General features: G+C 70.6%; 19 protein-coding genes and 1 pseudogene. 9 read left to right on the top strand and 11 right to left on the bottom strand.

All coding sequences use genetic code 11. The annotated features are described in order from the left end of the window. Positions 1 to 16 precede the first annotated feature (16 nt). The 3 genes from IF64_RS0112030 to IF64_RS0112020 all read left to right on the top strand — a co-directional run bounded on the left by IF64_RS0112030 (position 17) and on the right by IF64_RS0112020 (position 3,478). Positions 17 to 694, top strand: a complete 678-nt coding sequence (locus IF64_RS0112030) for a TetR/AcrR family transcriptional regulator (protein ID WP_030532158.1) — start codon at positions 17 to 19, stop codon at positions 692 to 694. Between the two features lie 79 nt (positions 695 to 773). Continuing rightward, positions 774 to 1,808, top strand: a complete 1,035-nt coding sequence (locus IF64_RS0112025) for an ABC transporter ATP-binding protein (protein WP_084705811.1) — start codon at positions 774 to 776, stop codon at positions 1,806 to 1,808. Then, positions 1,805 to 3,478 (top strand): ABC transporter permease, encoded by a 1,674-nt coding sequence (locus IF64_RS0112020; RefSeq protein WP_048807631.1) that lies wholly within the window; start codon positions 1,805 to 1,807, stop codon positions 3,476 to 3,478. Before IF64_RS0112025 ends, IF64_RS0112020 begins: the two co-directional genes overlap by 4 nt. An 87-nt stretch (positions 3,479 to 3,565) precedes the next feature. Here the strand turns inward: IF64_RS0112020 and IF64_RS0112015 are convergent, their stop codons facing one another. From IF64_RS0112015 to nth, 4 genes are read right to left on the bottom strand one after another with little or no spacing between them, the layout of a single operon-like run. After that, positions 3,566 to 4,750: a MarP family serine protease gene (locus IF64_RS0112015; RefSeq protein ID WP_030532155.1), complete on the bottom strand. Its 1,185-nt coding sequence runs from the start codon at positions 4,748 to 4,750 to the stop codon at positions 3,566 to 3,568. 2 nt (positions 4,751 to 4,752) lie between these two features. After that, positions 4,753 to 5,460 (bottom strand): NUDIX hydrolase, encoded by a 708-nt coding sequence (locus tag IF64_RS0112010; RefSeq protein WP_030532154.1) that lies wholly within the window; start codon positions 5,458 to 5,460, stop codon positions 4,753 to 4,755. Beyond that, complete coding sequence (locus tag IF64_RS0112005; protein ID WP_030532153.1) at positions 5,457 to 6,080, bottom strand: TlpA family protein disulfide reductase; 624 nt, start codon at positions 6,078 to 6,080, stop codon at positions 5,457 to 5,459. Before IF64_RS0112005 ends, IF64_RS0112010 begins: the two co-directional genes overlap by 4 nt. Beyond that, positions 6,077 to 6,874: an endonuclease III gene (nth, locus tag IF64_RS0112000; RefSeq protein ID WP_425468444.1), complete on the bottom strand. Its 798-nt coding sequence runs from the start codon at positions 6,872 to 6,874 to the stop codon at positions 6,077 to 6,079. Before nth ends, IF64_RS0112005 begins: the two co-directional genes overlap by 4 nt. 116 nt (positions 6,875 to 6,990) lie before the next feature. Between nth and IF64_RS0111995 the strand changes: the two are divergent. From IF64_RS0111995 to IF64_RS0111985, 3 genes and pseudogenes are all read left to right on the top strand, one after another. After that, positions 6,991 to 7,233, top strand: a pseudogene (locus tag IF64_RS0111995) (hypothetical protein); the annotation flags it as partial. A 477-nt stretch (positions 7,234 to 7,710) separates the two neighbouring features. After that, positions 7,711 to 8,385 carry a Crp/Fnr family transcriptional regulator gene (locus tag IF64_RS0111990; protein WP_030532150.1) on the top strand — a complete coding sequence of 225 codons (675 nt, stop codon included), beginning with the start codon at positions 7,711 to 7,713 and terminating at the stop codon, positions 8,383 to 8,385. 686 nt (positions 8,386 to 9,071) lie between these two features. Further along, a complete protein-coding gene (locus IF64_RS0111985) occupies positions 9,072 to 10,340 on the top strand; it encodes an MFS transporter (protein ID WP_030532149.1) in 1,269 nt (422 codons plus the stop codon). Positions 10,341 to 10,395: 55 nt separating this feature from the next. Here the strand turns inward: IF64_RS0111985 and IF64_RS0111980 are convergent, their stop codons facing one another. From IF64_RS0111980 to sp36, 6 genes are all read right to left on the bottom strand, one after another. Next, positions 10,396 to 11,181, bottom strand: coding sequence for an MBL fold metallo-hydrolase (locus IF64_RS0111980; RefSeq protein ID WP_030532148.1), 786 nt, complete (start codon positions 11,179 to 11,181; stop codon positions 10,396 to 10,398). Positions 11,182 to 11,273: 92 nt separating this feature from the next. Further along, positions 11,274 to 12,089, bottom strand: coding sequence for an NUDIX hydrolase (locus tag IF64_RS0111975; RefSeq protein WP_051757818.1), 816 nt, complete (start codon positions 12,087 to 12,089; stop codon positions 11,274 to 11,276). Between the two features lie 91 nt (positions 12,090 to 12,180). Further along, positions 12,181 to 13,449 (bottom strand): hypothetical protein, encoded by a 1,269-nt coding sequence (locus IF64_RS0111970; protein ID WP_030532146.1) that lies wholly within the window; start codon positions 13,447 to 13,449, stop codon positions 12,181 to 12,183. 36 nt (positions 13,450 to 13,485) lie between these two features. After that, complete coding sequence (locus tag IF64_RS0111965; protein WP_030532145.1) at positions 13,486 to 14,115, bottom strand: hypothetical protein; 630 nt, start codon at positions 14,113 to 14,115, stop codon at positions 13,486 to 13,488. Next, a complete protein-coding gene (locus IF64_RS0111960) occupies positions 14,115 to 14,570 on the bottom strand; it encodes a RidA family protein (RefSeq protein ID WP_030532144.1) in 456 nt (151 codons plus the stop codon). The genes IF64_RS0111965 and IF64_RS0111960 overlap by 1 nt, the downstream gene beginning before the upstream one ends. Before the next feature lie 7 nt (positions 14,571 to 14,577). Beyond that, positions 14,578 to 14,739: a Sp36 family protein gene (gene sp36 / locus IF64_RS27125; RefSeq protein WP_005466698.1), complete on the bottom strand. Its 162-nt coding sequence runs from the start codon at positions 14,737 to 14,739 to the stop codon at positions 14,578 to 14,580. 41 nt (positions 14,740 to 14,780) lie between these two features. On the opposite strand from sp36, the gene IF64_RS0111950 reads away from it, so the two are divergent. The 3 genes from IF64_RS0111950 to bagB are packed head-to-tail and all read left to right on the top strand — an operon-like array spanning position 14,781 to position 17,199. After that, positions 14,781 to 15,029, top strand: coding sequence for a hypothetical protein (locus tag IF64_RS0111950; RefSeq protein WP_030532143.1), 249 nt, complete (start codon positions 14,781 to 14,783; stop codon positions 15,027 to 15,029). A gap of 30 nt (positions 15,030 to 15,059) precedes the next feature. Further along, positions 15,060 to 16,064, top strand: coding sequence for an ATPase BagA (gene bagA / locus IF64_RS0111945; protein ID WP_030532142.1), 1,005 nt, complete (start codon positions 15,060 to 15,062; stop codon positions 16,062 to 16,064). A gap of 1 nt (position 16,065) precedes the next feature. Next, entirely contained in the window at positions 16,066 to 17,199 is a 1,134-nt protein-coding gene (gene bagB / locus IF64_RS0111940) for an ATPase BagB (protein ID WP_030532141.1), read from the top strand. 43 nt (positions 17,200 to 17,242) lie between these two features. Here bagB and IF64_RS0111935 read toward each other — a convergent pair whose 3' ends face one another. Further along, entirely contained in the window at positions 17,243 to 17,536 is a 294-nt protein-coding gene (locus IF64_RS0111935; RefSeq protein ID WP_030532140.1) for a WhiB family transcriptional regulator, read from the bottom strand. Positions 17,537 to 17,789: the final 253 nt, after the last annotated feature.

Genomic DNA, 17,789 nt, shown 5'->3' with positions numbered 1-17,789 from the left:
GTTTACCGTGGTTTACATGCGTTCACCCGCCGACATTCCGGACACCCGGACCCGCATCCTCGAGGCCGCCGTCAACCGCTTCGGCCAGGACGGCTTCGACGCCTCCCTGCGCGCGATCGCGGCCGACGTCGGAGTGAGCGCTCCCGCGATCCTCAAGCACTTCGACTCCAAGGAGGAACTGCGCCGCGCCTGCGACGAGCACGTCGTGGAGGTGGTCCAGAAGTACAAGACCGAGGCCATGCGCTCGGACGATCTGCGCACCACCTTCCTGACGCAGATGGCGATGGTCGACGAGTTCCAGCCGCTCATCCGCTACGTGGTGCGCAGCCTCATGACCGGCGGTGCTGCGGCACGGAACCTCCTGACCGACATGTACGACGAGGCCGAACGATGGATGGCCGAAGGGGTGCGCTCCGGGGTCATGCGGCCCAGCCGCGACGAACGGGCGCGCGTCAAGCTCACCTTCTCGATCTCGCTCGGCTGGCTGCTCCAGTCCGTGCTGATGACCGACAAGGACCTCGGCGATCTCGACGCGGACTTCTGGCGGCAGACCACCCACGAGCTCATGCTGCCCGCCCTCGAGCTCTACACCCACGGACTGCTGACCGACAGCACGCTGCTCGACGCCTACGCGCCCGAGCGCACCGACCAGCCCACCGACGGCGATCCGCCGGCCACACCCGAGACCGCCTGACCGCGGGCCGGCGGCGAACACGCCAACACCCGCAGACATCACGAACACCACCGGATCCACGTCAGAAAGAAGGTCGACAATGTCGTCCACCGGACCGGCCAGGGGCGAGTCCCCTGCCATCGACATCTCCGGCGTCACCAAGAAGTACGGGGAGGTCACCGCCCTCGACGGCCTCGACCTCGAGGTCGCGCGCGGGGAGGTGCACGGCTTCCTGGGTCCCAACGGCGCAGGCAAGTCCACCACGATGCGGATCCTGCTGGGGATCCTGCGCCACGACTCCGGGACGGTGCGCATGCTCGGCGGCGACCCGTGGAGCGACGCCGTCGCCCTGCATCGCAGGCTGGCCTACGTGCCCGGCGACGTGGAGCTGTGGCCGAACCTCACCGGCGGAGAGGCCATCGACCTCTTCGCCCGGCTGCGGGGCGGGGTCGACGCGGCCAAGCGCGACGAGCTCATCGAACGGTTCGACCTCGACCCGCGCAAGAAGGGCCGCACCTATTCCAAGGGCAACCGGCAGAAGGTCGCCCTGATCTCCGCACTGGCCTCCGACGTCGACCTGCTGCTGCTCGACGAGCCCACCGCGGGCCTCGACCCGCTGATGGAGGTCGTCTTCCAGGAGTGCGTCCGCGAGGCCAAGGACGCGGGCGTCACCGTGCTGCTGTCGAGCCACATCCTGGCGCAGGTCGAGATCCTCGCCGACCGGATCTCCATCATCCGCAAGGGCACCGTCGTCGAGTCCGGCACGTTGCAGGATCTGCGGCACCTGTCCCGGACGACGGTGACCGCGTTGACCGACAAGCCCCTCACCGAGCTCGCCCGCAGGCAGGGCGTGCACGACCTGCACGCCGAGGGCCAGCAGACCCGGTTCGAGGTCGACTCCGAGCACCTGCCCGCGATCATGCGCGACCTCGCGGCTCACGACGTGCAGGCCCTGACCGCCACCCCGCCGACGCTGGAGCAGCTGCTGCTCCGGCACTACGGCGATGAACTGCGCGGCGACGAACTCGGCGGTGATGGACCCGGCGGCGCCTCGACCAACGGGGCCGGCGGGAACGGTTCGGGCAAGGGCCGGGCCGGCAGGGCCCGCTCCACCAGGAACGGAGCCGCATCATGACCGCCGTCACCGAGCGGCCCGGCGCCGCGCCGCCGGCGGCCACCGCCCGCCAGCGCGGCACGCTGACCGGCACCGGAACCCTGCTGCGCTTCATGCTGCGCCGCGACCGCGTGCGCCTGCCCGCCTGGGTGCTGGGGTTGACGGCCCTGTGGGCCTACTTCGCCAACGCACTGGGCACCATCATGGACGCCGAGAGCCTCAGCGCCATGGCGACGATGGCAGCCAACCCGGTCATGGCGCTGATCGGCGGACCCGGCTACGGCTTCGACGACATCACGGTCGCCAGGCTCGTGGCGGGCTTCTACGCCCTGTACCTGATGCTGGGCGCCGCCTTCATGTCCATCACGACGCTCTCCCGGCACACCAGGGTCGAGGAGCAGACCGGGCGGGCCGAACTGGTCCGCGCGAACGTGCTCGGCCGGCACGCCCAGCTCACCGCGGCGCTGATCATGGCGGTGGTGATGAACCTGCTGGTGGCCGCGCTGATCGGCGTGGTGACGCTGGGCGCGGCGATCGACCCGCCGCCCGAGGCGGGATCCTCGCTGCTCATGGGCGCCGGCATCGGCGCGACGGGGCTGGCCTTCGCCGGCATCGCAGCGATCACCACGCAGCTGTCGGCCTTCTCGCGAGCCGGGTCCGGCATCGCGGGTGCCGTGCTCGGGGCCGCATTCGTCGTCCGCGGAATCGGCGACATGTCGACCGCTCAGGACGGCGGTCTCGGATGGCTGTCCTGGCTCTCTCCGTTGGGGTGGGCGCAGCAGACCGCGCCGTTCACGCTGGACCGGTGGTGGCCACTGCTGCTGTCGGTCGCGCTCGCCGTGGCCGGCGCCGGAGTCGGCTACGCCCTGCAGGCCCGGCGGGACCTCGCCGCGGGCGTCCTGCCCGACCGGCTCGGCGCGGCGCGTGCGGCCAGGTGGCTGCGCAGTCCGCTCGCGCTGGCGTACCGGCTCCAGCGTCCGTCGATCATCGGCTGGTCCGTCGCGATGGTGCTCGCCGGCGTCACCTTCGGTGCCTTCGCCGAACCCATGCAGGAGGGTGCGGCTGACATGCCCGAGGAGATCGTCGCCGTCATGGGCGGGGCCGACGGACTCCTCGAGGGCTACCTGGGCTTCATGGGGATCTACTTCGCCTTGGTCGTCGCCGCGTACGTGATCCTGTCCGTGCAGTCGTTGCGCGGTGAGGAGCAGGGCGTGCGTACCGAACCCGTCCTGGCCACGGCCGTGAGCCGGTCGTCCTGGCTGGGCTCCTGGACCGCCGTCACCGCGGCCGGCGCCCTGTGGCTGCTGCTGCTCGCCGGCCTCGGCCAGGGGGCCGGCACGCTGATCGGCACCGGAAGCGGGGAGCTGTTCGGCCCGGTCGTGCTCGGCCACGCGGTACATGTGGCCGCCGCCTGGCTCTTCCTCGGGCTGGCCGTCGCCCTGTACGGACTGGCGCCGCGCCTCGTCGGGCTGGTGTGGATCGTGTTCGTCTACGGCACGGTGCTCAGCCTGTTCGGCGAGATGCTGGAGTTCGACCAGGCGATGCTGGACACCTCCCCCTTCCAGCACATCGGCCAGCATCCGGCCGAGACGATCTCCTGGGGCGCCGTGGGAATCCTGACGGCCGTCGGTGCCCTGCTGGTGGGCGCAGGGGCCGCCGGGTTCCGTCGCCGCGACCTCATCACCGCCTGAGCTCGACCCGAGCTGAGCCGTCACGGCCGTGCCGTGGCCCCGCCATCGGGGTCACGGCACGGCGAGGAGCACCGCTGGCCGGTCGGCTCAGGACGTGCACTGCCCGGTACTGACCTCGGAGCCGTAGGCGGGCGCCTGTTCGTACTCGTCCCGCACCTCGTCGGCGGTGAGGATGAAGCCGGTGTCGGGGTCCTCGACCGATGCGCCGAACACCACGCCCACGACGTCACCGTCGCGGTCGATCATCGGCCCGCCCGAGTTGCCGCTGCGGACCTGCCCGCGAACGGTGAACACGTCGCGCAGGACCGTGTTGGCGTCGTAGATGTCGGGGCCGCGGAGGTTGATCCGCTGCCGAATCCGCAGCGACGACGCGGTGTAAGGGCCGTCGAGCGGATAGCCGAGCGCGATCGCGTCGTCGCCCTCCACGGCGGACTGTTCCCGCAGGTCGAGCGCGGGCGCCTCGAGTCCGGGCACGGCGAGCACGGCGAGGTCGGTGCCCGGGTCGTAGTGCACGACCGTGGCGTCCTCGCGGCCCTGCGCCGTTTCGACGGCAACCTGATCGGTGCCCGCCACGACGTGTGCGTTGGTCATCACCCGCTGCGGCGCGACCACGAACCCGCTGCCCTCGAGCGAACGGGAACACGAGGAGGCGACGCCGCGGATCTTCAGCACGCTCGGCTGCAGTTCGCGCACGACCTGACTGGTCGGCAGCGACCTGTCCGGCGGCGAGATCTCGCGCACCGGAGCCTGCTGGAAGGGATCCACAATGGACGGGAAGCCGGAGGCGTCGAGCAGCTGACGCAGATCGCCGGGCAGGCCCTGCGCCGCGTCGGGCATGACGTCGTTGACGCCACCGAGCACCGACGAGTCGTTGATCGCCTTCGCCAGACCGGGGAGCGCGGCGACGCTGGTCAGCGGCAGCGCGATGAGCCACGCGACCACGAACACCACGACGCCCTGCACGATCGCACCCAACGTGCTGTCCACACTGGACAATTTGGGCGAGCGGATGCGGTTCTTCAGCTGACTTCCCGCGAGCACGCCGACGGTCTCGCCGAGTGCCACGAGGAACACCACGGTGCCGACGGCGATCGCCACCCGCGCGGCCGGCTCCTCGAAGGAGTCCACAAGCCACGGAGCGACCTCGATCCCCAGCAGGGCACCGGCGACCACCCCGAGAAAGGCGGGCAGTGCGACGAGCACTCCCTGGCGCGCACCCGACACCGCCGCAAGCAGTGCCAGCACGACCACCAGCACGTCGACCCAGTTCACCGTCACTCCCGGCTCGTCCCACGCTCCATGTGCCGCGCCCACGCTACGTCAAGGTCTCGCACGTCCGTGTGATCCCATGGGCGTTCCCAGCCGCCGAGGCGGAGCAGCGCCGCCAACACGCCTGCGGTGAAACCCCATACGAACAGCTCACCGACGGTGAAGGCGGGCCCCTTGTAGCGCCGGTCGGGGCTGCGCACGAGGAACCGGTTCGCCGGGTCGGCGAGCTCAGCGACCGGCACCCGTGCGACGGCGGCGGTCTCACCCGGATCGACCGCGTGCACCGGAGACGGCTCGGCCCAGTGCGCGAGCACCGGTGTCACGGCGAACCGCGAGACCGGGATGTACAGGCGGGGCAACAGCGCCACCGGCCGGATTCCGGACACCTCGACGCCGGTCTCCTCCTCCGCCTCGCGCAGGGCCGTGTCGATCGGGCCGCGGTCTCCCTCGTCGGCGCCCCCGCCGGGGAAGGCCACCTGCCCCGCGTGGGAACCCAGGGTGTCGGCCCTGCGCAGCAACAGCACATCCGGTCCGTGGCCGGGTTCCTCGCCGAACAGCACCAGCACCGACGCCGCGCGGGGATCCTCCCCCTCGGGCACGGTCAGCCGCGTGAACGCCTCGGCGTCCGTGTCCGCGGTCGCCTCGACGAGCCGGGCCAGCCAGCCGGGCACGTCACGGGGGTCCACGAGCGGACCGGTCGTCTCGAGGCTCATCCCGTCCTTCCCGTCGGTCCCGTCGCACTGCGGACGACCTCGCGGATCTGCTCGGCCGAGGTGAACAGGCGCGGGTCGCGGACGAGTTCGACCTCCCCGTCGGGGCTGACCAGATAGGACGCCGGGAGCGCACGCGGCACCGACAGTGCCTCACGGACGGGTCCGCTCTCGCCTTCGCCGTCGAAGACGCCGGGCAGGTCGACCCCGAGTTCGTCGAGCAGCTCCAGCCCCTCGCGTTGACCACTGGCGACCTGCACCGTCAGCACGCGCGCGGCACCCGGCTCGTCCGCGTAGGCGTCGAGCAGCGGCAGTTCCTCCCGGCACGGCTGACACCACGTCGCCCAGACGTTGACGAGGGTCGGCCGGTCGTCGGCGCCGGCCACCGCGCCCACGTCGACGGTCGACCCGTCCGCGAGACACACCGCCTCGACGCCGCGCAGTTCGCCGACGGCCTGCTGCCCGCTCGGGCACGGGCGCACGTCGGCGGCCTGCCGCACCGGACCGAGATCCTCCGACGCGGGCGTCTGCTCGTCGGAGGAGTTCACCAGCGGCAGCACCGCGACGAGTGCGGCCAGCGCCAGCACACCCGCCACGAGCGCCCATCGTGTCGCGGGAGTCACCGGTTCGACACCAACGCCAACAGGTGCTCGCGTTCGTCACCCTTGACCAGGGCCGCGGCCTCGTCGAACTCCGTGGGCCCGGCGCCGAACGCCGGACAGTCGCGCGCGAGCGGGCACGCGCCGCACGCGGGTTTGCGCGCGTGGCAGATCCGCCGTCCGTGCCAGATCACCCGCTGCGAGAGCATCGTCCAGTCCTTGCGCGGGAACAGCTCGCCGACCGCGTGCTCGACCTTGACCGGGTCCTCCTCCGCGGTCCAGCCCCAGCGGCGGACGAGGCGCCCGAAGTGCGTGTCGACCGTGATGCCGGGAAGACCGAAGGCCTCGCCGAGCACGACGTTGGCCGTCTTCCTGCCGACGCCGGGCAGCTTGACGAGCTGGTCGAGCGTGTTCGGCACCTCGCCGTCGTGCCGCTCCACCAGCGCCGCACCCAGCCCCATCAACGACGTCGCCTTGTTGCGGTAGAAGCCGGTGGGCCGGATGTACTCCTCGAGCTCGGTGCGGTCGGCACCGGCATAGTCGGCCGCGGTGCGGTACTTCGCGAACAGCGCGGGTGTCGTCTGGTTCACCCGTTTGTCGGTGCACTGCGCGGACAGGATCACGGCCACGAGAAGCTCGAGCGGGGTGGAGAAGTCCAGTTCGCACTCGGCGTTTGGATACGCCTCGTCCAGGCAACGCTTCATACGTCGCGCCCGCCGCACCAAGGACAACCGGCTCTCCTCGGTGAGCGGCCGCGACCGGGCAGCACTCTTTCGGGGACTCCCCTTTCGGGGGTGGTCCGGAACCGCTGACGACACATCGTTAGCCTACGTGCGGCCTCCGACAGGGTGGGCATGCGCTTGATTACGCTCGGGCCAGGCCGGATCAGCCGTGAGGCCGAGGATGTGCCCCTGACCGCCGGATATGGAGAGACATGACCGTCTGGTTCGTCATCGCGGTGCCCCTGGTGGTCATGCTGTTCGCACTGGGCATGGAACGCGTCGAACACCGGCTCCAGCACGTGTCCGTGCGCGGCGAGGAGGTCGAGGAGTTCCTCGAGCAGGCCCAGCCCGAGGAGGTGCGCGCCCTCTATGGGCACGGCATCGGGCGGGCACTCGAACTGTTCCGCCGCCGCCGGTTCGGCGGCCGTTCCGGCAACCGCTTCGGCAAGAACCGCCGCTCCGGCGCGGCCACGCAGGAGGCTGCCCAGGCCGGTCAGGCCGGCGCCGACAGCGACGCGCCCGCCGGTCCGGCCACGCCGGCGGATCCCACCGCACCGGACAGACCGCGCAAGGCAGGCTGACCCGCGGAGACCGGCGAAGCACCCACACCTGCTGCAGGCCCTGTGACCTGCCCGTAGTGGGCTCGCCACCCGCTGTGCCGTCACGAAGCCCCGGCCGGAGGCGGTGACCGGAGCCAGTTACGTCAGGGTTAAACTTTCCGGTCGGAGATCGCCTGTGTACGGTCTCGACGAGCTGTGTCAGGCAGCGCCCAGCGCCGGGTGATGCCGTGTACGTCACCCGGGACGGGGGACCACTACGGCGGATCGGCGAGCCGGGAAGCGATCTTGAGGGCACGCCCTACACTGCACGTAGTGACCGGCGCCACGCTCCCGCCGACGGGTGCGATGGTCGCTTCTCAAAGGAGGCACGAGGTGGACGAGACCCTGGCCAGGGCGGGCATTTTCCAGGGCGTGGAACCGGCTGCGGCCGAAGCGCTCGCACAGACCCTGGAGACCGTGGACTTTCCGCGTGGCCACGTGATCTTCAACGAGGGCGAGCCCGGCGACAAGCTCTACATCATCAAGTCGGGCAAGGTGAAGATCGGCCGCAAGTCGGCCGACGGCCGTGAGAACCTCTTCCAGATCATGGGCCCGTCGGACATGTTCGGCGAGCTGTCGATCTTCGACCCGGGGCCGCGCACCTCGACGGCGACGACCGTCACCGAGGTCAGCACGGTGACGATGGACCGCTCCGCACTGCGGCAGTGGATCTCCACGCGCCCCGAGATCGCCGAACAGCTGCTCCGCGTGGTGGCCCGCAGGCTGCGCCGCACCAACAACATGGTCGCCGAGCTGATCTTCACCGACGTTCCCGGCCGGGTGGCGCGTGCGCTGCTGCAGCTGGCCCAGCGGTTCGGCAGCCAGGAGGCGGGTCTGCTGCGCGTGACGCACGACCTGACCCAGGAGGAGATCGCCCAGTTCGTCGGCGCCTCGCGCGAGACCGTCAACAAGGCGCTCGCCGACTTCGCCCACCGTGGCTGGCTGCGCCTCGAGGGCAAGAGCGTGCTGATCCTCGACCCCGAGCGCCTCGCGCGACGCGCCCGCTGACCTGGGGTTACCCCACTCAATGTGGGCTACGTCGCATACTCGGGCCATGTCCGGTTCGCACCAGTGGCGACGATCCGGTCGGGGTCGAGACCAGTGGCCCCGATCGAGGCGACAACCCGTACCCGGCACGGCCCGCTCCGGCGCGGCCGGGGCCGTGAAGACATGACAAAGGGCCGGGCGCCACCCCCGACGTGGCGCACCGGCCCTTTGCCTGTGCGTGGACCATCCCCCGACAGCCCACGCTCCCCGCCCTCCGGTTGAAAGGCCCCGACCCGAATCCCGGAGGGAGACTGTGCGGCGGGCGACGCCTCGCCCGCTCTCGCAGAAGTCTGTTCTTACAGCCTATGTAGTTGACGACTCGACGGTGGAAGCCGGTCCACCGAATCCAAGCACCGGGCTTAGCTTCGGGACGACTTCACCGTCTGCATGGGTGGGACTCGTGTTCCCGAGTCTCATGACGCGGATTCGATGACTGATTCCACGATCGCACGACACCCACCCTGCTGTTCAAGTGTCTTCACCCTCAAGGACGCTCCAGGGCGCCGATAGATGCCCGAAAACGCTGTTCTGTTACCCAACTGAGATATGGATACCCGGATCGGGCGGGTCATGCACCTGAATTTCGGCCCGCCGCGGTGGACCCGGTCAAGAAAACGGAGTGGTACGGGCGTGCCATACTGGTACGCATGTCCCACTCCGAGGGGGAGACGCGCCCCGAGTCCCACGGCCGCACGTCGCTGGCCGACTACCGCAACGCACTGAGCACGCCGCGTTCTCGCAGGCCACTGGTGGCCTCGGTGCTCGCCAGGCTGCCGATCGCGATGATCGGCATCTCGGCGTTGCTGTACGTCCAGCACCAGACGGGCACGTTCGCAGCGGCGGGACTGGTCTCGGCCTCCGTGCTCGCCGGCGTGGCCGTCGGCTCGGTCGTGCAGGGGCGGATCATCGACCGCTTCGGCCCGACACGCCCACTTCTGGTGGTCACCGGCCTGTTCGTGACCGCGTTGACATCACTCGTCGTCGCGATCGAGATGCACGCCCCCGTTCCCGCCCTCGTCGCCTGCGCCGCCGCGCTGGGGTTGTTCGAACCGGCGACGGGTTCGGCCTCGCGTGCACTGTGGGGACGGCTCGTGCCCGAGGGACCCGCACGCGAGGCGGCCTACTCGTACGAGGCCATCAGCATGGAGACGTTCTTCATCCTCGGTCCCGGACTCGCGGGGGTGCTCATCGCGCTGCCGTGGCCGGGGACGGGACTGGTGCTCGGCGGCGCCTGCATGGCGTTCGGCGCTGCGATGTTCGCGCTCAGCCCCGCCGTCCGGGAATGGGGGCCGAATCCGCAGGCAGGCTCCTCCATGCTGGGCGCGCTGGCCAGCCCCGGCATGCGAACCCTGGCCATTGCGGCCCTCGGTTTCGGCATCGTGATCGGGTTCGTGGAGGTCGCCGTGCCCGCAGCCGCCGAGGCCGCGGGCAACGTCTCGCTCGGCGGACTGTTGCTGTCGCTGTGGTCGGTGAGCTCGGTGGCCTTCGGCGTGGCCTACAGCCTGCGGCCGTGGCCGCGGACGCTGCCGGTGCGCCTGCCCGTGCTACTGGGCGCGTTCGGCGCACTCGTCGGGCTCATGGCGTGGCCGTCGACGCTGTGGGGGCTGGCCATCGCGATGTTGGCCGCAGGCGCCGTGATCACCCCGCAGTCGACGACCCATTCGACGACGATCGAGGTCACCGCACCGAAGGACACCGCAGCGGAGGCGTTCGCCTGGGTGCTGACGTCGGTGACGCTCGGTATCGCCCTCGGCCAGTCGGTGAGCGGCTACCTGGTCGAACACGCCAGCCCGTCGGTGGCGTTCCTCGTCGCGGGAGTCGTCGCGCTCGCGCTGGCCGGGGCGGTGGCTCTGCTGCGCGGCACGATCCGCCCGCACACACCCGCCGCGGGGCGGAAGCCGGCGCTGGCCGCCTGACCACGCGCAGGCAGGCACACACCACAGGCACATCACGGCCGGGACGAACGCGGGTTCAGCTGCGCAGGTACTCCAGCTGAGCGGTCACGCTGCTTTCGGCGGCGGGCCACAGGGCACGGTCGACGTCGGCGTAGACGTGCTCCACGATCTGCCGCGGCGTGGCGTCCTCGCCGAGGGTGCGCAGCGCGGACCGGATCTCCTCGAGGCGCTGCTGCCGATGCCTGCGGTACTGCTCCACGGTCTCCAGCAGGTCGGTGCGTTCCGGACCGTGCCCCGGCAGACCGAGCGATCCGGCAGGCAATTCGCTCAACACCTCGAGCGAGCGCAGATAGTCACCGATGTGCTCGACGACCGTGGTGCCGCGGCCGAGGACCGTGTCGCCGGTGAGCACGTGCGTGGTGCCCTCGTGGTCGAACCGCAGGGTCACCGAGTCGCCGCAATGCCCTGGCGTGTGCAGGACGGTCAGCTCGAGACCGCCCGCACGCACGAGGTCGCCGTGGCCGAGCGGATCGCCGTCGATGCACAGACCGGGGTCGAACGCCCGCACCGGCGCCCCGGTGCGTTCGGCCAGCCACGGAGCTCCGTCGGCGTGGTCGGGATGGTGGTGGGTCAGCAGGATCAGTTCGACGTCCCCGGCCGCCTCGACGACCCGTTCGAGGTGTTCGGTGTCGAGGTAACCCGGGTCGACGACGACGCTCGTGGCTGCGTCCCGGCCGCGCAGCAGCCACGTGTTGGTGCCCTCGAGCGTCATGTTCGACGGGTTGTCCTCGAGGACCACGGCGGCAGCCGAGGTCACCACACGTCGCGTCTCGTAGGCCGGATGTGTCCCGCCCCCGGCCATCGGATCTCCGTTCGCCACCTGTCCGTTCGCCCCTGTTCCGTGCGCGCTGGTTTCGTCAGCGCTTGTTTCGTCAGCGCTTGTTTCGTTCGCGGTCACAACTGCACCAGAACCGTGTCCCCGTCCACGTGCAGCGTGGGCATGACCTTGGGCACGGGTGTCCGCTCGGTGGCGAGGACGTCGGCGACCGTCGCGCATTCCGCGAGGTCCTCGAGCATCGCCCACGTCGGCGGCATCAGCATGCTGCGGCCAGCCGTGCCGTCGGCCATCGCGTCGGCCGGTCTGCGCCAGCCGGACGACGACGCCTCCGTCGTCTCCCCGTCGGCCGTCTGCCCCGAAGGCAGGGCGGCCACGAAGAACCGGGTGTCGTAGCGGCGGCTTTCCTGCTCGGGCGTGACCCAGTTCGCCCACGGGCGCAGCAGGTCCGCGCGCAGGGTCAGACCGGACTCGGCGAGGAAGGCCGCCAGGGACAGCTGCCTGCCCACCAGCGCAGCCCTGGCGTCGGCGTACCGGGACGTGTCGGTGACCGTCTCGTCCGGCCCCGCACCGGCGAGCAGCACGCCGGACTCCTCGAACGTCTCCCGCACGGCGGCGCACACCAGCGCCCTGGCGAGCGGCTCGTCGCAGCCGAACCACTCCGCCCACGTGGCCGCGGAGGGACCGGCCCACGCGATGGACGCGTCGGCATCCCGTTCGTCGACCCCGCCGCCGGGGAAGACGGTCATCCCGGCGGCGAACTTCATCGCCGCGACCCTGCGCTGCAGGAAGACCTCGATGCCGTCGGGAGTGTCGCGCAGCAGCATCACCGTGGCCGCTTCCCTCGGAACCACCGGCTCCACCGGTGTCGCCGACGCGGCCTCGTCGGGGTCGGGCAGATCGGGCACGGCGCTCCTGGGCACGTGAAAGTTCATCGACACGTCCCGCAACATACCGCCGCGTCGCGAGGCGATGCGCCGTGCTAACGAGGGTCGGTCCCGTCGGCGGCCGGCCCGCCGTCGAGCCTCATCCGTTGGAGCCCGTGCCGTTGGACCGGAGACGCTCGGCCTCGGCGCGTTCCCGCTGGGCCAACTCGGCGTGCAGTTCGCGCAGCAGCTTGCGGTCGCGGTCGGTGAGCTGCGGATCGTCGAGGTTCAGGTCGGGGATCTGCGCCAGGTCGTCGGCACTGAGGTCGGCCGACGCGAGCGCCATGCCCTTGTCCTTGTCCTGGGCGATCGCCGCCCTGAGCTGGGCGACCTCCTCACGGGACATCTCGGTGGTCTGCGCCGACCGGTTGTCCTCCTCCGCCTCGGCGGAGGGCTGAGGGAACGCGACCACCTGTCCGCCCTGCTCGGCCTGGTCCCCGCCCGCCGGCAGCTGACCACCGGACGATTCGGGGACGTCGGCGTCCTGGCCGCGGCCCGAGTGCCGCGACCGCCTGCCCTCACCGCGTGACCGCGACGTCGACCTCGGCGGTTCGGCCGTCCAGCTCGACGACGACGCCGGTGCGGGCTCGGGCGCCGGTGGCGCCGACCGCACGGGCTCGGGTTCGGGTTCCGGCTCGGGCGGCGCCGGAACGCTGGCAGGCCCGACGTGGGTTCGTGCCGGCTCAGAACGAGCCGGCTCGGCTCTTACCGAGTCTGCCCTCGCGGTGTCCGGGCCCGCGAGCCAGACCGGAACGCCCGACGACAGCGCACCCTCGTGGTAGGAGGTGCGTTCGGAACCGGCGCCGGTCACCTCGACGACGGCGGCGATCCCGGCCTTGCGCAGCGCGTCGGCGACGCGGAACGCGACGGCGGGCGGATGCGCCTCGGGACCGATGTCGACGAGGACGACCCGCTGCGGCAGCGGACCCGGCACGCTGCCCGCGGGCGTGTTGCGCCACGCGGCGTGCACCGAACGCAGGTCCGGCAGCACGCGCAGGACCCGGTCGAGCGCCTCGCCGATCCCCGCGTCGGGCTCGTTCTCCCTGCTGAAGCGGTGTTCGGCCACGGCGATGTCGTCGACGACCGTGAGCTGGTCGGCCAGCGCGGGCTCGGAGCGGGTCATCTCCAGCAGCTGCGCCAGTTCGCGCTGCTCGGACGGCCGCACCGGGATACGGCCCGCGATCAGCGACCCGACGGTGAGCTCGGCCGCGTCGTCGAGGTGCGAGCGGGCGACCAGCTCGCGCGCCTCGGACAGCGCGCTGTCGTCGAGCCTGCCCGCGAGTCCGAGCAGGACGTTGTACAGGCGCAGCGGGACGCCGAAGCCGTCGTGGTCACCGGAGAATCCGGTGGAGCCGTGGACATCCACCATTCGCCGCTCTCCCTCCAGCCCGCCGGCCGCGAGCGTTTATGCGGGTACCAGTTGCTGACCGGCGCCGGCCGCTCCCGCGCACACGAACCGCGAGTTCGCGAGCGCTTCGGAGTGGTAAGCCGGAAGCTCGAACCGCGTGGGCAACACCTCCACGCACGGGGCTTCGTCGCCCAGTACGCGCAGAACCCGCTGCAGTTCGCCAGTCAACCGGGGAAGCCCGGAGACCGCGGTGACGAGCAGGATGCGCTTCGCCCCCTCAGGACCGGACCCACGTTCCTGCCGCCAAGCTTCCCGAACTTCACCCACTTCGGGACGCCGTCGCAACGTTGCGTCGATCACGGCGGCTGCCGAATCGACGGAGTTCACCCAGTTAGGCGTACTCGCGGTGAATGTGTACCCGCTCTCTGACGGTGCGTCTACCCCGAGCGTCGAACTGACCTGGTGCCAATCCGCGCCGTGCGGGATGAGGCCGGCCACCATCAAGCGGTACTCGGCCTGGTCCAGATCAACTCTGTGCTTAAGCAAAGTCTTCGGCAGGACACGTGCGAGCGTGCTCGCCGCACCCTCACCCAGCCAGTCCCGGAACCGCCACACGAGGTTGTCCGGCAATCGGCCCGACAACCGCAGCAGCAGCTCGTGACACGCCAGTTCGACGTCCGGGTCCATCACGCCACCTCCACGATCAGTTCGACCTCGACCGGAGCGCCGAGCGGAAGCTCCGCGACGCCGACGGCCGACCTGGCATGAGCGCCCGCGTCGCCGAAGACCTCACCGAGCAGCTCGGACGCACCGTTGATCACCGCGGGCTGGCCGTTGAAGCCTTCCGCGGAGGCGACGAAACCCGTCACCTTGACGACGCGGGTGATCGCGTCGATGCCCACGAGGTCGTGAACGGCGGCCAACGCGTTCAGCGTCGCCGTCCGCGCGTACTGCTTGGCCTCCTCGGGGCTGACCTCCCCGCCGACCTTGCCGGTCGCCGCGAGGGCGCCCTCGACGAACGGCAGCTGGCCGGAGGTGTAGACGTGCGCGCCCGTGCGCACCGCGGGGATGTAGGACGCGACCGGAGCCGCCACCCCCGGAAGTTCGATACCGAGTTCGGCGAGCTTCTCGCTGGCGCTCATGGCGGCCTCAGTCCTTCGGGCGCTTCAGGTAGGCGACGTGCTGTTCGCCGCTCGGATTCGGCAGGACGGTCACCAGCTCCCAGCCGTCCTCGCCCCACTGGTCGAGGATCTGCTTGGTGGCGTGGATCAACAGCGGAACCGTGGCGTACTCCCACTTGGTGGCACTCATGGGCGCCACCCTAGACAACCACTGCCAGTAGCGTTGCCCGCGTGGAAACGTGGCGGATTTTCGCGACCGCGCTGCTTGGCGTGTCGGGCCTGCTGACTGTGTTGATCGTCATGGCGCGGGTGCGCGAGAAGACCGGACGCTGGCAGGCCGTCGCCGTCGCGGCACTGGTCGGGGTGACGGCACTGCTGCTGACCTGCGTACTCATGCTGACGACGCTGCCCGCGGACGTGTCGTGGTGGCTGGCGGGCGGGCTGACGGTGTTCGTCGCCGTGCTCGCGTTCGCGAGCTGACGCCTGCTGCGATGTCTTACGCTGCTCGGCGTGACCACCGCGCTTGCTGGCTGGACCGACGAGCTCACCCGCACCCGGCTGCATTTCGTGACGGGTAAGGGCGGAACAGGCAAGACCACGCTCGCCGCCTCGCTGGGGCTCGCGCTCGCCGGGCTCGGCAGGCGCGTCCTGCTGGTGGAGGTCGAGGGGCGGCAGGGCTTCGCGCAGCTGTTCGACACCGAGCCGTTGCCCTACGCCGAGCAGCGCATCGCCTCCGCGCCGAACGGCGGCGAGGTGCGGGCCCTGCACATCGACGTCGAGGCTGCGCTGCTCGAGTACTTCGAGATGTTCTACAACCTCGGTTTCGCGGGCAGGACGCTGCGCAGGATGGGCGCGATCGAGTTCGCGACGACGCTCGCTCCCGGGCTGAGGGACGTGCTGCTCACCGGCAAGATCAAGGAGTGCGTGGGCCGTACCGACTCGGACGGGCGGCACTTCTACGACGCGGTCGTGGTCGACGCCCCTCCGACCGGCAGGGTGGTCAAGTTCCTCGACGTCACCAGGGCTCTGACCGACCTGGCCAAGACCGGTCCCATCCGCTCGCAGGCCGACGGCGTGGTCCGGCTGTTGCACTCGGGCCAGACGGCGGTGCACATCGTGACGCTGCTCGAGGAGATGCCGGTGCGCGAGACGCTGGAGGCGGTCGCCGAGCTCGACGGCGCGGATCTGCGCCCCGGCGCGGTGCTGATCAACCGGGTACGCCCGCCGAGGCTGCCGTCCCGTTCGGTGTCGCCCGCGGCCGACGGCAGGGTCGACGCCGCACGGGTGCGTTCCGGCCTGGCCGCCGCGGGTCTGGACCTGTCCGACGACACGCTCGAGGCGCTGGTCACCGAGACCGTCGAGCACGCGGCCCGGGTCGAGGCCGAGAAGACCGCGAGGGAACAGCTGTCCGAGAGCGACCTGCCCTCCCTGGAGCTCACCGAACTCTCCGGCGGGGTCGACGTGGCCGCGCTGTACGAACTCGCGGAGTCGCTCCGCGCTCAGGGGGTGCGCTGACGTGGCGAAGGCGAAGAACCTCGACGTGGACGCGCTCATCGACGATCCCAACACGCGCGTCGTGGTGTGCTGCGGCTCGGGCGGTGTCGGCAAGACGACCACCGCGGCCTCACTGGCGCTGCGTGCGGCCGAACGCGGCAGGCAGACGGTGGTACTGACCATCGACCCCGCCCGGCGGCTCGCACAGGCGCTCGGCCTTCGTGAACTGGGCAATCATCCCCGCAAGGTCGCCGTCGACGGTTTCGAACCGGACGGTGAGCTGTGGGCGATGATGCTGGACATGCGCCGCACGTTCGACGACATGGTGCGGCGCCACGCGGGCCCCGACCGCGCCGAACAGCTGCTGAGCAACCCCTTCTACCAGACCATCTCCACGTCGTTCTCCGGAACGCAGGAGTACATGGCCATGGAGAAGCTCGGGCAGCTGGCCGCGACCGGCGAATGGGATCTGATCGTCGTCGACACCCCGCCCAGCAGGTCGGCACTGGACTTCCTCGACGCGCCGAGCAGGTTGTCGGCCGCGCTCGACGGACGGATGATCCGCCTGCTCACCAGTCCCGCCAGGGCGGGCGGCTGGGGCATCCGCAAGGTGATGAGCGCGGGCTTCTCGATGTTCGCCAAGGCCGTCTCGACGATCCTCGGCGGACAGCTGCTGGCCGACGCGTCGGCGTTCATGCAGGCGTTCGACTCGACCTTCGGCGGGTTCCGCGAACGCGCGGCCAAGACCCAGGAGCTGCTGCGTTCCGAGGGCACGTCGTTCCTGGTCGTGGCCGCTCCCGAGGCCGATGCGCTGCGCGAGGCGAGTTACTTCGTCGAGCGGCTGTCCGAGGAGTCGATGCCCTTGTCCGGGCTGGTGGCGAACCGGACGCATCCGGTGCTGGCAGATCTGACGGCCATCGACGCGCTCGCCGCGGCCGAGGCACTCGAGAAGAGCGAGACGAACGCTCCGCTCGCCGCCGCGGTGCTGCGCCTGCACGCCGACCGGGTGCAGCTCGAGGAACGGGAATCACGTCTGCTGGAACGCTTCACCCGCGCGCATCCCGGCGTCCCGGTGCGGCGGGTGCCCGCGCTGGCCGCCGACGTCCACGACATCGACGGCCTGCGGGACATCGGAGCTCGCCTGGCAGGCGCGTGAGCCGCGAGGCGCCCACCGCGCCCGCCAGACGAACGCATCGAGCTCAGCCGCTCGCGGCCGGTTCGTACTCGCGCTTGGCGGACTCCAACAGGTCCCACCAGTTGTCGACCTCGGGACGTTTACGCAGCAGCGCACGGCGCTCGCGTTCGGTCATGCCTCCCCACACGCCGAAGTCGATGCGGTTGTCGAGGGCTTCGGCGAGACATTCGGTCCGCACGGGGCAGCCCATGCAGATGACCTTCGCGCGATTCTGTTCGGCGCCACGGACGAACAACCCGTCCGGGTCGGTGTCCCTGCAGTACGCCTGGATCCGCCAGCTCGACTGGTTGGTGCTCATCACAACCCCCAGCTCCTACCCTGTCGTGACCAGCCGCGGCGACGGTGCCTGACGACCCACCCGCCGCGGCGGATCTTCTTGTGCTCTCACGGTCCCTCCTGCAGCGCCTCCCCTTGTAGCGCTACCTCGTGAGATGTTGACGGACTGTAGGCGTGGTCGGTTCCAACGCCAACCGACGAATTGGGGATTTCTTTTCGCGAATGACCTCGCGGTCAACCACAGGTGTCTACAATGTTTCGGCTCAGGTATGTGC

The organism is Prauserella rugosa (genome assembly GCF_000719975.1).
GTDB classification, from domain to species: domain Bacteria; phylum Actinomycetota; class Actinomycetes; order Mycobacteriales; family Pseudonocardiaceae; genus Prauserella; species Prauserella rugosa.
The sequence above is the reverse complement of the archived record's forward strand: the minus strand, read 5'-3'. Positions and strand labels throughout refer to the sequence as shown.

What these genes read in the sequence shown, in the direction of transcription:
- IF64_RS0112030 (WP_030532158.1), top strand. Translation starts at nt 17, where the DNA reads ATGCGTTCACCCGCCGACATTCCGGACACCCGGACCCGCATCCTCGAG.
- IF64_RS0112025 (WP_084705811.1), top strand. Translation starts at nt 774, where the DNA reads ATGTCGTCCACCGGACCGGCCAGGGGCGAGTCCCCTGCCATCGACATC.
- IF64_RS0112020 (WP_048807631.1), top strand. Translation starts at nt 1,805, where the DNA reads ATGACCGCCGTCACCGAGCGGCCCGGCGCCGCGCCGCCGGCGGCCACC.
- IF64_RS0112010 (WP_030532154.1), bottom strand. Translation starts at nt 5,460, where the DNA reads ATGAGCCTCGAGACGACCGGTCCGCTCGTGGACCCCCGTGACGTGCCC.
- IF64_RS0111985 (WP_030532149.1), top strand. Translation starts at nt 9,072, where the DNA reads ATGTCCCACTCCGAGGGGGAGACGCGCCCCGAGTCCCACGGCCGCACG.
- IF64_RS0111980 (WP_030532148.1), bottom strand. Translation starts at nt 11,181, where the DNA reads ATGGCCGGGGGCGGGACACATCCGGCCTACGAGACGCGACGTGTGGTG.
- IF64_RS0111975 (WP_051757818.1), bottom strand. Translation starts at nt 12,089, where the DNA reads ATGAACTTTCACGTGCCCAGGAGCGCCGTGCCCGATCTGCCCGACCCC.
- IF64_RS0111970 (WP_030532146.1), bottom strand. Translation starts at nt 13,449, where the DNA reads ATGGTGGATGTCCACGGCTCCACCGGATTCTCCGGTGACCACGACGGC.
- IF64_RS0111965 (WP_030532145.1), bottom strand. Translation starts at nt 14,115, where the DNA reads ATGGACCCGGACGTCGAACTGGCGTGTCACGAGCTGCTGCTGCGGTTG.
- IF64_RS0111960 (WP_030532144.1), bottom strand. Translation starts at nt 14,570, where the DNA reads ATGAGCGCCAGCGAGAAGCTCGCCGAACTCGGTATCGAACTTCCGGGG.
- sp36 (WP_005466698.1), bottom strand. Translation starts at nt 14,739, where the DNA reads ATGAGTGCCACCAAGTGGGAGTACGCCACGGTTCCGCTGTTGATCCAC.
- IF64_RS0111935 (WP_030532140.1), bottom strand. Translation starts at nt 17,536, where the DNA reads ATGAGCACCAACCAGTCGAGCTGGCGGATCCAGGCGTACTGCAGGGAC.